General features: G+C 64.1%; 14 protein-coding genes and 1 tRNA gene. 6 read left to right on the forward strand and 9 right to left on the reverse strand.

The features are described from left to right. Positions 1–99: 99 nt before the first annotated feature. Both NKH13_RS21700 and galE read right to left on the reverse strand, forming a co-directional pair. Positions 100–1,350, reverse strand: coding sequence for a D-amino acid dehydrogenase (locus NKH13_RS21700; RefSeq protein WP_352914255.1), 1,251 nt, complete (start codon positions 1,348–1,350; stop codon positions 100–102). Positions 1,351–1,393: 43 nt separating this feature from the next. Then, complete coding sequence (galE, locus tag NKH13_RS21705) at positions 1,394–2,389, reverse strand: UDP-glucose 4-epimerase GalE (RefSeq protein WP_352715644.1); 996 nt, start codon at positions 2,387–2,389, stop codon at positions 1,394–1,396. A gap of 264 nt (positions 2,390–2,653) precedes the next feature. On the opposite strand from galE, the gene hemA reads away from it, so the two are divergent. Further along, the gene (gene hemA / locus NKH13_RS21710) at positions 2,654–3,931 is read left to right on the forward strand and encodes a 5-aminolevulinate synthase (RefSeq protein ID WP_352715646.1); all 1,278 of its coding nucleotides are present in this window, start codon (positions 2,654–2,656) and stop codon (positions 3,929–3,931) included. Between the two features lie 91 nt (positions 3,932–4,022). Here hemA and NKH13_RS21715 read toward each other — a convergent pair whose 3' ends face one another. Both NKH13_RS21715 and mscL read right to left on the reverse strand, forming a co-directional pair. Further along, entirely contained in the window at positions 4,023–5,189 is a 1,167-nt protein-coding gene (locus tag NKH13_RS21715) for a pyridoxal phosphate-dependent aminotransferase (protein WP_352715649.1), read from the reverse strand. Positions 5,190–5,301: 112 nt separating this feature from the next. Continuing rightward, positions 5,302–5,724 carry a large conductance mechanosensitive channel protein MscL gene (gene mscL / locus NKH13_RS21720; RefSeq protein ID WP_352715847.1) on the reverse strand — a complete coding sequence of 141 codons (423 nt, stop codon included), beginning with the start codon at positions 5,722–5,724 and terminating at the stop codon, positions 5,302–5,304. A 235-nt stretch (positions 5,725–5,959) separates the two neighbouring features. Between mscL and NKH13_RS21725 the strand changes: the two genes are divergently transcribed. Continuing rightward, on the forward strand, positions 5,960–9,448 hold the full coding sequence (locus NKH13_RS21725; protein ID WP_352914258.1) for a hybrid sensor histidine kinase/response regulator: 3,489 nt from the start codon (positions 5,960–5,962) through the stop codon (positions 9,446–9,448). A gap of 3 nt (positions 9,449–9,451) precedes the next feature. Here the strand turns inward: NKH13_RS21725 and NKH13_RS21730 are convergent, their stop codons facing one another. After that, on the reverse strand, positions 9,452–10,114 hold the full coding sequence (locus NKH13_RS21730) for a response regulator (protein ID WP_473556440.1): 663 nt from the start codon (positions 10,112–10,114) through the stop codon (positions 9,452–9,454). Positions 10,115–10,233: 119 nt separating this feature from the next. Beyond that, positions 10,234–10,665, reverse strand: coding sequence for a hypothetical protein (locus tag NKH13_RS21735; protein ID WP_352914260.1), 432 nt, complete (start codon positions 10,663–10,665; stop codon positions 10,234–10,236). Between the two features lie 125 nt (positions 10,666–10,790). Between NKH13_RS21735 and NKH13_RS21740 the strand changes: the two genes are divergently transcribed. After that, positions 10,791–11,141 (forward strand): DUF952 domain-containing protein, encoded by a 351-nt coding sequence (locus NKH13_RS21740; protein WP_352914261.1) that lies wholly within the window; start codon positions 10,791–10,793, stop codon positions 11,139–11,141. Continuing rightward, positions 11,138–12,214, forward strand: coding sequence for a quinone-dependent dihydroorotate dehydrogenase (locus tag NKH13_RS21745; protein WP_352914262.1), 1,077 nt, complete (start codon positions 11,138–11,140; stop codon positions 12,212–12,214). Before NKH13_RS21740 ends, NKH13_RS21745 begins: the two co-directional genes overlap by 4 nt. 3 nt (positions 12,215–12,217) lie before the next feature. Here the strand turns inward: NKH13_RS21745 and NKH13_RS21750 are convergent, their stop codons facing one another. Beyond that, positions 12,218–13,642, reverse strand: coding sequence for an MATE family efflux transporter (locus tag NKH13_RS21750; RefSeq protein ID WP_352914392.1), 1,425 nt, complete (start codon positions 13,640–13,642; stop codon positions 12,218–12,220). Between the two features lie 50 nt (positions 13,643–13,692). Between NKH13_RS21750 and NKH13_RS21755 the strand changes: the two genes are divergently transcribed. Then, positions 13,693–14,595, forward strand: a complete 903-nt coding sequence (locus NKH13_RS21755; RefSeq protein WP_352914264.1) for a histone deacetylase family protein — start codon at positions 13,693–13,695, stop codon at positions 14,593–14,595. A 4-nt stretch (positions 14,596–14,599) separates the two neighbouring features. On the opposite strand, the gene NKH13_RS21760 is transcribed toward NKH13_RS21755, so the two are convergent. Then, a complete protein-coding gene (locus tag NKH13_RS21760) occupies positions 14,600–14,863 on the reverse strand; it encodes a DUF6460 domain-containing protein (RefSeq protein ID WP_023677362.1) in 264 nt (87 codons plus the stop codon). A 131-nt stretch (positions 14,864–14,994) separates the two neighbouring features. Between NKH13_RS21760 and NKH13_RS21765 the strand changes: the two genes are divergently transcribed. Beyond that, positions 14,995–15,068: transfer RNA gene (locus NKH13_RS21765), tRNA-Gly, on the forward strand. Positions 15,069–15,382: 314 nt separating this feature from the next. Here the strand turns inward: NKH13_RS21765 and NKH13_RS21770 are convergent. Further along, the gene (locus NKH13_RS21770) at positions 15,383–16,372 is read right to left on the reverse strand and encodes a LysR family transcriptional regulator (RefSeq protein WP_352464898.1); all 990 of its coding nucleotides are present in this window, start codon (positions 16,370–16,372) and stop codon (positions 15,383–15,385) included. Between the last annotated feature and the right edge of the window lie 54 nt (positions 16,373–16,426).

The following is a 16,426-nucleotide window of genomic DNA, read 5'->3' on the forward strand; positions in this document are numbered from 1 at the left end:
TGGCGCCACATCGGCCACCTCGTTGCGACGATCGAACCCGGCGAATGCAAAAACTACTTCGCAAACGCCGGATACGCTTCCGTCAAAACGTGAAAGACTCTAGCCCGCGTAGACCAATCCTTGCGGATCGATCTCCGGCTTGCGGCCGGCAACTATGTCGGCAAGGAACTTTCCCGAGCCGCAGGCCATGGTCCAGCCGAGATGGCCGTGGCCGGTGTCGAGGTAGAGATTCTCGTACCGCGCCCGTCCGATGACCGGCACGGAGTTCGGCATCATCGGGCGAAGTCCAGCCCAGAGCTCGGCCTTGCTCTCGTCGAAGGCACCCGGGAACAGGTCCTTGCCGGTGTTCAGGATCGAGCTGAAATCGCGTGGCTTGAACGCCCGGTCGAAACCGGTGAACTCCGCCGTCGAGGACATCCGCAGCCGATTTCCCAGCCTGGAATAGCCGATCAGCCGGTCCTCGTCGGCGCCACCCATGATCGGCCCCTTGCTTTCATCTTCCAGCGGAACAGTCACGGTATAGCCCTTCACGGGATAGACGGGCAGGTCGATGCCGTAGCGGCGGCCGAGCAGACCGCTCTCCGGTCCCATCGAGATGACCACCGCGTCGCCGGTTATCGGGCCGGCCGAGGTCATCACCGCGCGCACCTGATCGCCGTCGATGTCGAGGCCTTCGACAGTGGTGCCGTAGAGGAATTGGACGCCGAGTTTTTCGGCGGCATAGGCAGCGAGGCGCTGCGTGAATCGGCTGGAGTCTCCGGTCTGGTCGATCGGCGAATAGACGCCGCCGGCAATCTTGTCCTTGGCGCCGGCGAGGCCTGGCTCGAGCTCGACCAGCCGGTCGCGGCCGACGATCTCGATCGGCAGGCCGTGTTCGCCGAGATACCGGTAATTGTCGGTGCCGGTGTCAAAGCTCTGCTGCGAGCGGAAGAAATACAGAATCCCCTTCTTGCGCTCGTCATAGTGGATGCCGGTTTCGGCCGAGATGGCGTTGATGCAGTCGCGCGAATAGAGCGCCAGACGCAGCTTGACGTCGGTGTTGGCGCGCATGCGCTTATGCGTGCACTGGCGCAGGAAGCGCAGGCTCCAGGCGAAAAAATACGGATCGAAGCGCAGCCGCACCTTGATGCCGAGATCGTGGTTGTAGAGGCCGCGCAGGAACGTTTTAAGTGCGGCGGGCGAGGCCCAGGCGGTGGCATCGCCAGGCGACACCAGGCCAGCATTCGACCGGCTGGTGCCGCGCGCCGCCGCCGGATGGCGCTCGATCACCGTCACCTCATGGCCGTCGCTGGCCAGACAATAGGCCGCCGCCGTGCCGACGACGCCGGCTCCAAGCACCAGGATTTTCATTCCGCCCCCAGCGCGCTGAACGAGTCCTTGCGGAGAGGCCATATCACCCCAGAGCCGAATTCTTGCTGGTCAGGATGCGCTCCCAGGCAAGCGCATCGGCAACGATCTGGTCGAGGTTGTCGCGCTGCGGAACCCAGCCGAGTTCGCCGCGCGCCAGCTCCGAATTGGCGACCACCGCGGCGGCGTCGCCGGCGCGGCGATCGCCCATCCGTACCTCGAAATCATGGCCGAAGACGCGGCGTACGCTGTCGATGACCTCGAGCACCGAATAGCCGTGGCTGTAGCCGCAATTGGCGACCAGGCTCGATCCGCCGGCACGCAGCCGCTGCAGCGCCAGCCGATGCGCCGCCGCCAGGTCGCTGACATGGATATAGTCGCGCATGCAGGTGCCGTCCGGCGTCGGATAGTCGGTGCCGAACACCTGCATGAAGGGGCGCTTGCCGAGCGCCGTCTCGCAAGCGACCTTGATCAAATGCGTGGCACCGGGCGTCGACTGGCCGGTGCGGCCCTTCGGGTCGGCGCCGGCGACGTTGAAATAGCGCAGCGCCGTATAGCGCAACCCATGGGCAATTGCCGCGTCGCGCAGCATCCATTCGCTCATCAGCTTGGACAGGCCGTACGGCGATTCCGGCGCAAGCCGGGCATCCTCGCGCACCGGCTCCAGGCCCGCGCCGCCATAGACGGCGGCGGTCGAGGAAAAGATGAAATTGGGCACGCCTTCGCGCACCGCGGTCTCGATCAAGGTGCGTGTCTTGCAGGTGTTGTTCTCGTAATAGGCAAGCGGGTCGGCGACCGATTCGGGGACCACGATCGAGCCGGCGAAATGGATGATCGCGTCGACCTTATTGTCGCGAATGATCGAGGCGACCAGTTCCCTGTCGGCGACGTCGCCGACGACGAGCTTTGCTTCCGGAGCCACCGCCCATTCAAAGCCGGTCGAAAGCCGGTCGAGGACGACGACGCTGTCACCCGTGTCCAGCAATTCCCAGACCATATGGCTACCGATATAGCCGGCACCGCCTGTCACCAAAACCGTCATCCGCATCCTCGCTATTCATGATTTATCGGCACTGTCTCAATCGTCGCCTTACTGGAGAACCTGCCGCCAAGCCATTAGAACCTGCGGTAACCGGTCTCATCCGCGCGTGGCATTGTCCTGAAACAAGATTGATCCACATCAAGGGAATAGGCCACGTTCCGTGGTCGTTAGGAACAGGCTCGGGGCGTGGCATTTTGACCAAAAAGGCCAGGTGGACGACGAATGGGCCAATGACTATGATCCCGCGCAAAACTGGAAGGCGACATGAACTATCAGCGGTTTTTCGAGGAAGCGATCGACCAGCTCCATGCAGAGCGTCGCTACCGCGTCTTCGCCGACCTTGAGCGTATCGTAGGGAAATTCCCGCGCGCCATCTGGCGCGCCAATGGCCGCGCCGAGGAAATTACCGTCTGGTGCTCCAACGACTATCTCGGCATGGGCCAGCATCCGGACGTCATTGCCGCGTTCCAGAAGGCGGCAGGCAAGATGGGGTCGGGGGCTGGCGGCACCCGCAACATTTCCGGCACCAGCAACCCGCTGGTCGAGCTCGAACTGGAGCTGGCCGACCTGCACGACAAGGAAGCCGCACTGGTTTTCACCTCCGGCTTCGTTTCCAACGAGGCGTCGATCTCGACCATTGCAAAGCTGCTTCCCAATTGCCTGATCATCTCGGACGAGCTCAACCACGCTTCGATGATCGAAGGCGTGCGGCGCTCGGGCGCCGAGAAGAAGATTTTCCGCCATAACGACGTCGCGCATCTCGAAAGCCTGCTGCAGACGGCCGGCCGCGAGCGCGCCAAGCTGATCGTCTTCGAGAGCGTTTATTCGATGGACGGCGACATCGCGCCGATCAAGCAGATCGTCGATCTCGCCGAGCGCTACAACGCCATGACCTACATCGACGAGGTCCACGCCGTCGGCATGTACGGGCCGCGCGGCGGCGGCATCACCGAGCGCGAAGGGCTGGCCGACCGCATCGACATCATCGAGGGCACACTGGCCAAGGCGTTCGGCACGCTTGGCGGCTACATCGCCGGCAACACTGCGGTGATCGACGCGGTGCGCTCCTATGCGCCGGGCTTCATCTTCACCACGGCGTTGCCGCCGGCGATCGCTGCCGCGGCAACCACCTCGATCCGCCATCTCAAGCGCTCGCAGGCCGAGCGCGATGCGCAGCTGCGTCAGGCAACACGGACCAAGCAAGTGCTGGCCGCGGCCGGCCTGCCGGTGATGGAGTCGCCTACCCACATCGTGCCGCTTCTGGTCGGCGATCCCGAGCTCTGCAAGATGGCCAGCGACCGCCTGCTCGGTGTGCACGGCATCTACATCCAGCCGATCAACTACCCGACAGTGCCGCGCGGCACCGAGCGGCTGCGCATCACGCCGACACCGTTCCATTCGGACGCGCTGATCGCCTCTCTGCAGGACGCGCTGGTCGAGACATGGGACGCGTTGGGGATTTCCTACGGTTCGGCGGGCCGACCGTCGGTCGCCAAGAGCGACCGCGTCATTCCGTTGCTGGTGCCAAAGTCGGGCGGGTAACTCCGCCGCCACGGGCATCATTGCGGTAGCCGCCTATCGGTGCCGCCTCATTTTTCAGTGCTGCGATGCCTGGCGCGAACCTCAACACACCTCACACACTCTTCATCCATTTCGCCAGCCGGTGCGCGGCTTCCTCGAGCTGGTCGAGACGGCGGTGGAAGCACAGCCTGAGGAAGGCTTCACCGCCGGGGCCGAAGGCGGTGCCGGGAGCCAGGCCGACATTGGCGCGGTCGACCATGTCGAAGGCGGCAGCGCGGGAATCGGTGATGCCGTCGACGGCGAAGAACAGATAGAATGCGCCCTGCGGTACGGTGAACCGGGCCCTGCCGGTTTCGGCGAGAATGCCGCAGACCAAGTCGCGCGCCGCCCTCGCCCGCTCTACCTGTTCGACGATGAAGGCATCGCCCTCGTCGAGCGCGACGACGGCGCCGCGCTGCATGAACTGCGCAACGCCGGAGGTCGAATACTGGACCAGGTTCTCGAACACCTGCTGCAAGGCGGGATGGATCTTGATCCAGCCGATGCGCCAGCCGGTCATCGCCCAGTTCTTGGAAAAGGAATTGACGAACAGGATGCGGTCCTCATCAGCCATGATGTCGATGAAGGACGGCGCGCGGCCATGGCCGTAATGAAACAGCGCGTAGATCTCGTCGGCGATGATCCACAGGCCCCTCTCGCGGGCGAGATCGAGGATCGCCTGCAGCGTTTCCTTGTCGGCGGTCCAGCCGGTCGGGTTGGACGGCGTGTTGACGAACAGCGCCTTGGTTCGCGACGTGATCGCCGCTGCGATCTTGTCGACATCGCAGGACCAGCCATTGCCCGACTGGTCGAGCGTGACCGCGACGGGCACGGCGCCGGCCACCCCGGCGGCGGCGGCGAAGTTCGGCCATGCCGGCGACAGGTAGACGAGTTCGTCGCCCTTGCCGGCCACCGCATCGATGGCCAACTGGATAGCGTGCATGCCGGAGCCGGTGACGATAAATTCTTCGTTGGCGAAAGTCTTGCCGAAATGCCTGGTGTAGTAGCGGGCGAGCGCCTGCCTGAGTTCAGGAATGCCCCGCTGCCAGGTGTAGAAGGTCTCGCCGCCGGCGAGTGCCTTGGCGGCGGCATCGGTGATGAAGGCAGGCGTCGGCAGGTCGCCCTCGCCGGCCCAGAGCGGGATCATGCCGTCGCGGCCGCGGCCACGGTTCATGACGGCGACAATGCCGCTTTCAGGCGCCGCCCGCGCTTCGGCGCGCAGAGTATCGATCAGGGTCATGGATGGATCCGTTTTCGTTTGCTCGACTGCTAGCGTGTTTCAGGACGGACGAAAACAGAAAACCCCGGCCGCAAGCGACCGGGGTTTTGGTCCAGAAAGGTTCTCGCAGGCGCTATTTTCTGGCGAGGAGATCGCGAATTTCGGTGAGCAGCGCGACGTCGGCTGGCGGCGGAGCGGCCGGGGCGGCCGGTTTCTCGCGCTCCAGACGCTGGCGCAGATTGTTCACCGCCTTGACCATCAGGAAGATGATGAGGGCGAGGATAAGGAAATTCAGCGCCACGGTGATGAAGCTGCCATAGGCGAAGACCGCACCCTGTTTCTTTGCATCAGCCAGCGAGGTTGCATTCACCGCAGAAGACAGGGGTATGAAGTAGTTGTTGAAGTCCAGTCCTCCGAAGATCGCACCTACAATAGGCATGATGATGTCGTCGACCAGCGAGGTGACGATCTTGCCGAAGGCAGCGCCAATGATGACGGCGACGGCCAGGTCCACCACATTGCCCCTGGAAATGAATTCCTGAAACTCTTTCAGCATTCGACTCCTCCTTGTCCTGACCGGCCGTTCTGCCGTCCGCTCCTCCGGCATCGACCGGCAGGCAGAATAGCAAAAACCTGCGGTTGCAACAGGAACAAAAGCTGGTTTCAGCCGGTCACGATTGCCCGACGCAGTCGATATGATACGCCGAAAGCCGCGATGGACTCGATCGCCAAGCTGTGATTGCGTCTGCAAGGCCGGATGAAAAAGCCGGCGCAGGGAGGAAGTTCGAGGCGTGCAGGGCTGGTTCATCGTCATCATCGCGATCGCCTATGTGACGTTGCTGTTCGTCATCGCCAGCCTGGGCGACCGCCGCTCGACTTCATCCGGGCCCGGCCGCGCCCGGCCGTTCATCTATGCGCTCAGCCTCGCCATTTACTGCACCTCCTGGACCTTCTTCGGCTCGGTCGGGCTGTCCTCCGAGCGCGGCCTCGAGTTCCTCGGCATCTATATCGGACCGGTCCTGGTGTTCGTGTTCGGCTTTCCGCTGCTGCAGCGCATCGTCAGGCTGGCCAAGACCGAGAAGATCACCTCGATCGCCGACTTTCTCGGTGCCCGCTACGGCAAGAGCTTCGCTGTCGCGGCGATCGCCACGCTGATCGCGACCATCGGCGCCGTGCCCTATATCGCGCTGCAATTGAAGGCGATCTCCGGCTCGGTCAGCCTGATGGTCGAGCACTATACCGGCTCGCCCCCGTCGTTCGATCCGTTCGTCAGCGACATCTCGCTGGTCGTGGCCATGCTGCTGGCGCTGTTTGCGGTGCTGTTCGGCACGCGCCATGCGGATGCCACCGAGCACCAGGACGGACTGGTGCTGGCGGTGGCGGTCGAGACCGTGGTCAAGCTGGCCGCCTTCCTGGCGATCGGCCTGATGGTCATGTTTCTGATCTTGGGCGGGCCAGGCGATATGTTCGACCGGCTCGCCGAAAACACGCAGGTGCGCCAGGCGATGGGCTACAACACCTCACTCGCCACCTGGCTTGTGCTGACATGCCTGAGCGGCTTTGCCATTCTCATGCTGCCGCGCCAGTTCTACGTCACCATCGTCGAGAACCGCAGCGAGGCCGAGCTGCGCACCGCGACATGGGTGTTTCCGCTCTATCTGGTGGCGATCAACCTGTTCGTGCTGCCGATCGCGCTGGCCGGCCTGGAACTGGTCGGCACCAGGACCAGCAGCGACCTCTACGTGCTGTCGCTGCCGCTGTTCAGCGGCCACGACGTGCTGGCGATGGCGGCCTTCATCGGCGGCCTGTCGGCGGCGACGGCAATGGTGATCGTCGAAAGCGTCGCGCTGTCGATCATGATCTCCAACGACCTGATCATCCCGCTGTTCGTGCGCCGGCTGCTGCGGACCACGACCTCAGAGAGCGAGGACTGGTCGACGCTCATCCTCAATGTGCGGCGGGCGGCGATCTTCATCATGCTGTTCATCGCTTTTCTCTACTACCGCGAGAGCACCAACAGCGCGCGGCTGTCCTCGATCGGCCTGATGTCGTTCGCGGCGATCGCGCAGTTCGCGCCGGCAATGATCGGCGGCCTGGTCTGGCGCGGCGCCAACGGAAGGGGGGCGGCACTCGGCATGGTCGCCGGCATCGTCGTCTGGAGCTACACGCTGCTGCTTCCATCGCTCGCCGCGCCCGATACCGGCATCCTCGTCCACGGCCTGTTCGGCTTCGATGCATTGCGACCGCAATCCCTGTTCGGCACCGTCGCCGAGCCGCTGAACCACGGCGTGCTGTGGAGCCTGTCGATCAACACGCTGTTTTTTGTGTTCGGCTCGCTGTCGCGGGCGTCGGTGCCGCTGGAGCGCATCCAGGCGTCGATCTTCGTGCCGCGCGAGGCGGGGCCGCTGCCGAGCCTGCGCCGCTTCCGCACCACCATCACCGTCAACGACCTGAAGGACACGATTGCGCGCTATCTCGGTGTCGAACGCACCGAGCGCTCCTTCCAGTCGTTCGAGAAGAGCAGCGGCACTTCACTGCACGGCAACGAACAGGCCAGCATGGATGTTATCCGCTTCTCCGAGCAGCTTCTGGCCAGTGCCGTCGGCTCCTCTTCGGCGCGGCTGATCCTGTCGCTGCTGCTGCGCCGCAACGACCGCGAATCCAAGGACGCCTTCCGCCTGCTCGACGACGCCACCGAGGCGCTGCAGCACAATCGCGACCTGCTGCAGATCGCACTCGATCAGATGGAGCAGGGCATCACTGTCTTCGACCGCGATTTCCGGTTGATCTGCTGGAACCGCCAGTACCGGGCGCTGTTCGACCTGCCCGACGAGATGGGCCAGGTCGGCGTCTCGCTCGATCGTATCCTGCGCCACCTTGCCGAGCGCGGTGATATACCGGCAGACCAGCGCGTTACCATGCTCAACCGCCTGACCAGCTTCGTCAGCCCCTGGCAGATGGAGTTGAAGACCAGCGGACGCATTCTCGAATTGCGCTCCAATCCGATGCCGGACGGCGGCATCGTCGCCACCTATGCCGACATTTCCGGACGCGTCGAGCAGGATCTGGCGCTGAAGCGCGCCAACGAATCACTGGAACAGCGAGTGAAGAACCGCACCGCCGAGCTCACCCGCGTCAACGAGGAGCTGGCGCAGGCGCAGATGCTGGCCGAGGAGGCCAATCTCGGCAAGACCCGCTTCCTCGCCGCCGCCGGCCACGACATCCTGCAGCCGCTGAACGCCGCCCGCCTCTATTGCTCGTCGCTGATCGAGAAGACCGGCAAGGGACCTGCCGGCAAGGCGGCGATGAACATCGAATCGTCGCTGGAATCGGTCGAGACCATCCTCGGCGCGGTGCTCGACATTTCGCGCCTCGATGCCGGCGCGATGAAGCCGGACGATACGAGCTTCGGCCTCGACGGGCTGCTGCGCCAGATCGGCAACGACTTCCGGCCGCTTGCCGCCGAAAAGAAACTCGAACTCTCGATCATGCCGTCGTCGCTCAGCGTCATGACGGATCGAAATCTGCTGCGCCGGCTGATCCAGAACCTGGTCTCAAACGCCATCAAGTATACGCGCCGTGGCCGTATCCTGGTCGGCGTGCGGCGGCGCGGCGAACTGGCCGAGATCCAGGTTATCGACACTGGCATCGGCATTGCCGGCGACAAGCTCAACACCGTGTTTCGCGAATTCACCCGGCTCGACGAGGGCATGCGCGAGGCGGAAGGCCTCGGCTTGGGGCTCTCCATCGTCGACCGCATCGCCCGCGTCCTGCGCCTCGAAATCCGGATATTCTCCAATCCCGGCAAGGGCACGCGCTTTTCCGTGTTGCTGCCGGTGGTGGCCGTGCAGGCACCGCGGCGCGAGGCCGAGGCGAAGCCGCCTGCCCGTGCCGCGGCCTCGCTTGCCGGGCTGCATGTGCTCTGCATCGACAATGACGGCCGCATCCTCGACGGCATGCGGCTGTTGCTCGAGGGCTGGGGCTGCAGCGTCGACACGCTTTCCGGCGCGGAGGATCTCGACAGGTCCGGTATGCATCGGCCGGACATCGTGCTTGCCGACTATCATCTCGACGACAAGACCGGCCTCGAATTGATCGCCGAGTTGCGTGCGATCCATGGCGAGGACCTGCCGGCCGTGCTGGTCACTGCCGATCGCTCCAGCGAGGTTCGCGCCGCCGCCGGCAGGCTCGACGTGCCGGTGATCAGCAAACCACTGAAACCGGCGATGCTGCGCTCGATGATGGCCAGGGTCAGGCCGCTGGCGCCGGCGGCCGAATAGGAATCAGCCGGCCGTCTGCAACGGGTCGCTGCCGATTTTGGACAAAAGGATCACCGCCTGGGTGCGGCTGTCGACGCCGAGCTTCTGCAGGATGGCCGAGACATGCGCTTTGATCGTCGCTTCAGAGACCCCGAGCTCATAGGCGATCTGCTTGTTGAGCAGTCCCTCGGCCAGCATGCCGAGCACGCGCGTCTGCTGTGGGGTCAGCGCCTGCAGCCGCTTGATCAGGTCGGAAATCTCGGGATCGCGCTCGACGCCGAGATCGACCCCGGCGGGTGCCGCGATATCACCTGCGAGCACCGACTGCACCGCATTGCGGATCTCCTCCATGCTGGCCGATTTGGAGATGAAGCCGGAGGCGCCGAGATCGAGCGCGCGCCGGATCGTCACCGGATCGTCATGCGCCGAGACCACCATCATCGGCACCGCCGGATGGATGCCGCGCAACGAAATCAGGCCGGAAAGACCGCTTGCCCCCGGCATCGAGAGATCGAGCAGCACCAGATCGACATCCTCATTGGCCAGGACCAGCGCCTTGGCGCTTTCGAAATCGCCGGCCTCGTGAATGGCGGCAACATCCCCGATGCCCGCGAGTGCCTCCCTCAATGCACCGCGAAAAAGCGGGTGATCGTCGGCAATGACGAATGTGTAGCCCAACGGTGATATCCCTCCCCGACTCCCATTGGCGATTTTCCGCCTTCCAGGATCTGAACGATTATAACGCTTCGCCTGCTGTTCGGCGTGGCCGGCTTGCTATTCCCGCCCCAGGTCTTTTTGCGAATTGCCTAGGTCTTTTGCGAATTGGGCTTGGCGCCGTCTTCGTCCTTGTCCATGTCCTTGACGATATCCATGAAGCTGCGCAGGAAGCGCTCCATATAGCCCATCGTCTTGTTGAAATCCTCCTCGCTGGGCAAAGTCGATTCGAAACGCGCGGCAAGCGAATTTTCGAGCTTGGCGACGCGTTCGTCGAGCGCCTTCACCGAATTTTGCAGCCGGTCGACCTCATCCTGGAGAGCGGCACGTTCGTCGGCCGCCGTCTTGCAGACGAGCTGACCGGAGCGCTCCTCGCAGAGCGACATGGCGCCGGTCTGGGTATCCATGCGGACATAGCCATTGGCCGATTTTTCCAGCCGGTAGCGATCGGCCTCCTCGGAAAACGCCGAAGCTGAGACGAGCGAGACCAGTGCTGCAGGGATCAAGACGTGTTTCAGACGCATGTTTTCCTCCATGAGCCAGTTGGCTCAATGTATCACATGTTTGCGCCTGAAATGGGGAAGACTTCGGAGCCTCCGAAACCCGCTTGCCCCTTCCCCGCATGATCTGTTCGGACTATAGCGCAACGATGTCCGAGATCATCTACAAGATAGTTCCCGAGGCGCTGTGGCGCGAGGCTGAAAGAGAAGGCCGCTTCACCGGCGCGCCGATCGACGTCGCCGACGGCTTCATCCATTTTTCCACCGCCGGGCAGGTTCGGGAAACGGCAGCAAAACATTTCGCCGGCCAGGCCGGGTTGCTGCTGGTTGCCATTGACAGCGCGCGCCTCGGCGATGCGCTGAAATATGAGGTCTCGCGCGGCGGCGCCTTGTTCCCGCATCTCTACGGCGCGCTCGGCCTCGATGCGGTCGTTTCTGTGCAGGCATTGCCGCTCGGCGGCGACGGCCGGCATGAATTCCCGGCGGTGGGGGCCGAATGAGCGCGTTCGACCGGATCGGCCAGAAACTGCTGTTCACGCTCGATCCGGAAACCGCGCATGGGCTGTCGATCGCCGCGCTGAGATGCGGGCTGCCGGTCGCCGGTCGTCCGCCAAAGGACGAAAGGCTGAAAGTCAGCCTTTGCGGGCTCGATTTCCCGAACCCGCTCGGCATGGCCGCGGGTTACGACAAGAATGCCGAAGTGCCGGACGCGCTGCTCGGCCTCGGCTTCGGCTTCGCCGAGGTCGGCACGATCACGCCGCTGCCGCAGACGGGCAATCCGAAGCCGCGCATCTTCCGGCTGCCTTCGGACGGGGCAGTGATCAACCGGCTGGGCTTCAACAATGAAGGCCACGCCGCCGCGGAAAAGCGCCTTGCCACCCGTAAGGGCCGCGCCGGCATCGTCGGAATCAACATAGGGGCCAACAAGGACAGCGCCGACCGCGTCAGTGACTTTGAGAGCGGCGTGATCCGGTTCGCGCGATATGCCAGCTATCTGACAATCAATATCTCCTCGCCGAACACGCCGGGCCTGCGCAACATGCAGGCGCGCGAACAGCTTGGCGAGCTCCTGTCGCGGGTCATGGCCGCGCGTGCCGCGGCACCGGCAAGACCGCCCGTCTTCCTCAAGATCGCGCCGGATCTGGTCGAGGCCGAGCTGGAGGATATCGCCGCCGAGGTCACTGAGAAGCAAATAGACGGCGTCATCGTCTCCAACACCACGATCGCGCGAGCCGGCCTGAGCAGCGCCGGCCTTGCCGGCGAGGCCGGCGGGCTTTCGGGGAAACCCTTGTTCGAACGCTCGACGATCGTGCTGGCTAAGATGCGAAAACTGCTTGGGCCGGATCGCGCCATCATCGGCGTCGGCGGCGTGGATTCCGCCGAGACGGCGCTGGAAAAGATCCGTGCCGGCGCCGATCTCGTGCAGCTCTATACCGGCATGATCTATGCCGGGCCTGCGCTGCCGGGACGCATTCTTTCCGGCATGGCCCGTTTCATGGACAGTCATGGGCTGAAGTCGCTGCGCGAGCTTCGCGACAGCCGCCTCATTCAATGGGCAGCGAAACCGCTTTAGCGATCAGCCAAAGGCCGTGCGCATCCGCAGCCGCAATATGGCGAGCAGGCTGAAGCCGCGTACAAGCAGGAACACATGCAACGCCGCCCATAGGCCGTGATTGCCGAAGGCCGGCGACAGGATCAGCAGCGCGGCGCTGAACGCCAGGAACGACACCAGCATCATGTTGCGCATGTCGCGCGACCACGTCGCGCCGATGAAAACCCCGTCCATCTCGAAAGCCAGCGCGCCGCTGAGCGCGGTGAACGCCGCCCAGGGCAAGTAGATGTCGGCAATGGCGCGGACGTCCGTCGAGGTCGTGATCAGGGCGACGAGATCGGTGCCCTCCAGCAGGAGGAAGAGCGTCGCCGTGCCCGCCAGCCCGAGCCCCCAAAGCAGCGTCAGCCGCACCGCCCGGTCGAACGCCGTGGCGGCACGAGCACCGATGGCGCGCCCGGCGAGCTGTTCAGCGGCGGTGGCGAAACCATCGAGGAAATAGCCGGCAATCAGGAAGAGGTTCATCAGCACGGCGTTGGCGGCCAGGGTCAGCGTGCCGAATTGCGCCCCTTGGCGCGTGAACAGCGCGAAGGCGGCGAGCAGCGAAAAGGAGCGGATCATGATATCGCGATTGAGCGACATCATGCGCAGGAATGCCGGCAGATCGAGGACGCGGTGGCGCGGCAACCTGGGCGCGGCCCAAAAGCGCCGGCCGACAATGGCGAGACCAAGCAGCATGGCGACGAATTCGCCGGTGACCGTTGCCCAGGCAACGCCGGCAACGCCCCAGCCGAGCTCCAGGCCAAGCAGGAAGCAGAGGGCGATGTTGATGCCGTTCAGTATCAATTGCAGCATCAGCCCGAGCCCGCCTTCGCCGCGCCCCAGCACGTAACCGAGGATGGCGTAATTGATCAGCGAGAACGGTGCTGCGAGCATCCTGATGTGGATATACACGTCCATCGCCGCGCTGACGCGCGGCTCGGCGCCGATGAACCATTGCCCGGCGGTGGAGACCAGCGGCGCAAGTGCGGCAAGCACAATGCCGGCGACGACCGCGATCAGCACGGCGCGCCAGAACACCGCCTGCTCCTCCAGCGCATCGCCGCGCCCGAAGGCCTGGGCGACCAAGCCGGTGGTGCCGGAGCGCAGGAAGTTGAAGGTGGTGAAGACGACATCGAAGATCAGGGCGCCGGCCGCCAGGCCGCCGAGAAGGGCGGCGTCGCCGAACTGTCCGACCACCGCCGTGTCGACAATTCCGAGCAACGGCGTCGTCAGATAGGCAAGCGTCATCGGCACGGCGATGGCGAGCACCGAGCGGTTGGTGACGACGAAGGCCCTGGCTTCGGGGGCGTGGGCTTCGGTGGGTAAAGCCTGCTCCAAACGCGTGTTGCTTCCTGTTGCCGCTTGATCGGCTAGCCGATGTGCCCCAGTTTGCGGACCTCGCGCAACCATCCACCCCGCTATGGTCAACCGAAACCCGCCTCTGGCGCACCGGCCGTCCCATGCCCTTGCAGATCGTTCATCATCCCGATTACGACGCCGGCTTCGCCGTCAACCACCGCTTCCCGATGAGCAAATATCCGCTGCTGATGGACGCCTTGCGGGCACGCGGCCTGGCGCGGCCCGAAGCGCTCAACATGCCAGCGGCGGCGCGGCCATCATGGCTGAAGCTTGCCCACGCGGCCGACTATGTCGATCAGGTGCTTGCCTGCGAAGTGCCGGTGGGGATCGAGCGCGAGATCGGCTTTCCCGTTGGACCGCGGGTTTCGCTGAGGGCGCAGCTCGCAACGGCCGGCACGGTGCTGGCGGCGCGGCTGGCTTTGCTGAACGGAATCGCCTGCAACACCGCCGGCGGTAGCCATCATGCGCGGCGCGCGCAAGGCGCCGGCTTCTGCACCTTCAACGATGTGGCCGTGGCTGCGCTGGTGCTGCTTGCCGAAGCTGCTGTCCAAAACATCCTGGTGGTCGATCTCGACGTGCATCAGGGCGACGGCACGGCGGATATCCTGAACGACGAGCCGCGCGTGTTTACCTTCTCCATGCATGGCGACCGCAACTACCCCGCGCGCAAGATCGCCTCCGATCTCGATGTCGCCCTGCCCGACGGCGCCGGCGATGCAGCCTATCTAGAGCGGCTGGACGCCACCCTGCCGGAGCTGTCGGCGCGAAGGCGCTGGGACCTCGTCTTCTACAATGCCGGGGTCGATGTCCATGCCGAGGACCGGCTCGGCAGGTTGTCGCTCACGGATGACGGGCTGCGCGCCCGCGACGATATGGTGATCCGCCATTTCCTTACGCTTGGCATACCGGTGTGCGGCGTTATCGGCGGAGGCTATTCAACGGATGTCGCAGCACTCGCCGCACGCCATGCCATCCTGTTCGAGATGGCCGCTGCCTACGCCTGAAAATTCACTTCCGGTAGTTAGCGATCCTGAGCAGGATGAACGCCGGCACGACGATCGCGGCACCGAGCAGGATGTAGCCGAGAAAGCGGTCGATGGCGTGGAAGCCCAAATTCCACAGGTCTATGAAGAATTTGCGGATGCCGTAAAGCACGTCCATCGGCGACCAGCCGAAGGCGTTCATGACCAGGCCGACGAGGAACGACACCACGAGCAGCTTCAAGATCACCCGGAGCGGCGTATCGCCGAGAAAGCGGTTCAGTGCGGACAAGGCCTGTCTCCACAGTCGGGTGCCGCGATTCGGGCACATGCCCAGAAATACGCAGTCGACCGCGCTGCATCAAGGCGGCGCCTCAAATCGGATTGCGCATCGGCGCCGGGCCATGATATCGGAGGGACAGCGCGGGTATGATGTAATGGTAGCTTGTCAGCTTCCCAAGCTGAACGCGCGGGTTCGATTCCCGCTACCCGCTCCAGCTTCTGCCCCACTGCATTAAACTTGTTTTGGCCAGGCTGAAAACCAGCGAAATTCACAGAAAATTTTTTATAGCCCGGCTGGCCGTCTTTCATCTGTTTGGCCGATGTGCCAGTTCGTGGAATATCTCACATTGAGGGTCGGCGGGGCCTCGAATGACCCCAACCGGAAAGTCTACCCTTGGCCCGCTGGCTTCTGCTGGCGGGCTTTTTTAAGCATCACGCAATAGGGGCGGACGTGCATCGGCGCCGCTGCTGGCGGGCCTGTCTGGTCGTCTGGCCGGCCACGGGATGCGCCCGCTACCCGCTCCAACCCTCAGCCCACCTCTCGCAGAATAAAATCGTGCAGCATCTTGGCTGCCGGCGACAGCGCGCGGTTCTTTACCGTGATCAGGCTGTAGGGCCTGACCTCGATGTCGAATTCGGTCTGGACAACATCGATGGCGCCGGCCAGGCCTTCCGGGTTCTGGATGAACTTCGCGACCTGGATCGACACCGGCGCGATGGCGTCGGATTGCGCGACCATGACCAGAGTCAATAGCAGCGAGCTGGTGTTGAGGATGCGGTCCGGCAGGGCGATGTTTCGGTTCAGGAAGTTGCTCTCCATCGCCTGGCGCAGCGGCGAACCGCCCGACTGGAAGACCCAGTCATAGGCGGCGGTGTCTTCCAGCCGCACTGCCTTGCCCTTGGTCAGCGGATGGCCGCGGCGCACGATCAGGCAGGCCTTCTCGACGCCGATGACTCGCGCTTCGAACAGCCGCGGATTGAGATCGTCGGGGATGCGGGCGATGATGAAATCGTGGCGCGAGGCGATCAGCTCGCGCGCAAGCACGTTCGAGGTCTCGACCTGCATGGTGATTTCGATGCGCGGATAGAGGCGCCGGATCTCGCGGATCGCCGGCACTGCCAGCTCGATCGCCGGTGCTGTCACCGCGCCCAGAAACACCGAGCCACCCTTGCCCGCCTTGAGCTCGAATATCTCACGGTCGACCTCGCGCATCTCGAGCAGGATCGATCGCGCGCGCCGTGCCAACGCCTTGCCATAAGGCGTCAGCGTGATGCCGCGCGGCAGCCTTTCGCAGAGCTTGACGTCGAGCACGGCCTCCATCTCGGCGATCATGCGCGAGGCGGCCGGCTGCGAGATGTTCATGACCTGGGCCGCGGCACTCACCCGGCCGTGCTCGTCGAGGGCCGCGATCATGCGCATGTGACGCAGGCTCAAGCCGCTGCGCAGCAAGGTTCCGCCATCACCCGGAATCTCATCGTAACCGGCTGATATTCCGCCAGGATTTCGCAGCGCCGCCATGATTTTTTCCCTACTCCTACGCCCGGCGCCCCGGCTGAATCCGGCAGCGTCGTC

This window comes from Mesorhizobium sp. M1348, assembly GCF_040317925.1.
In the GTDB taxonomy this organism is placed as follows: Bacteria; Pseudomonadota; Alphaproteobacteria; order Rhizobiales; family Rhizobiaceae; genus Mesorhizobium.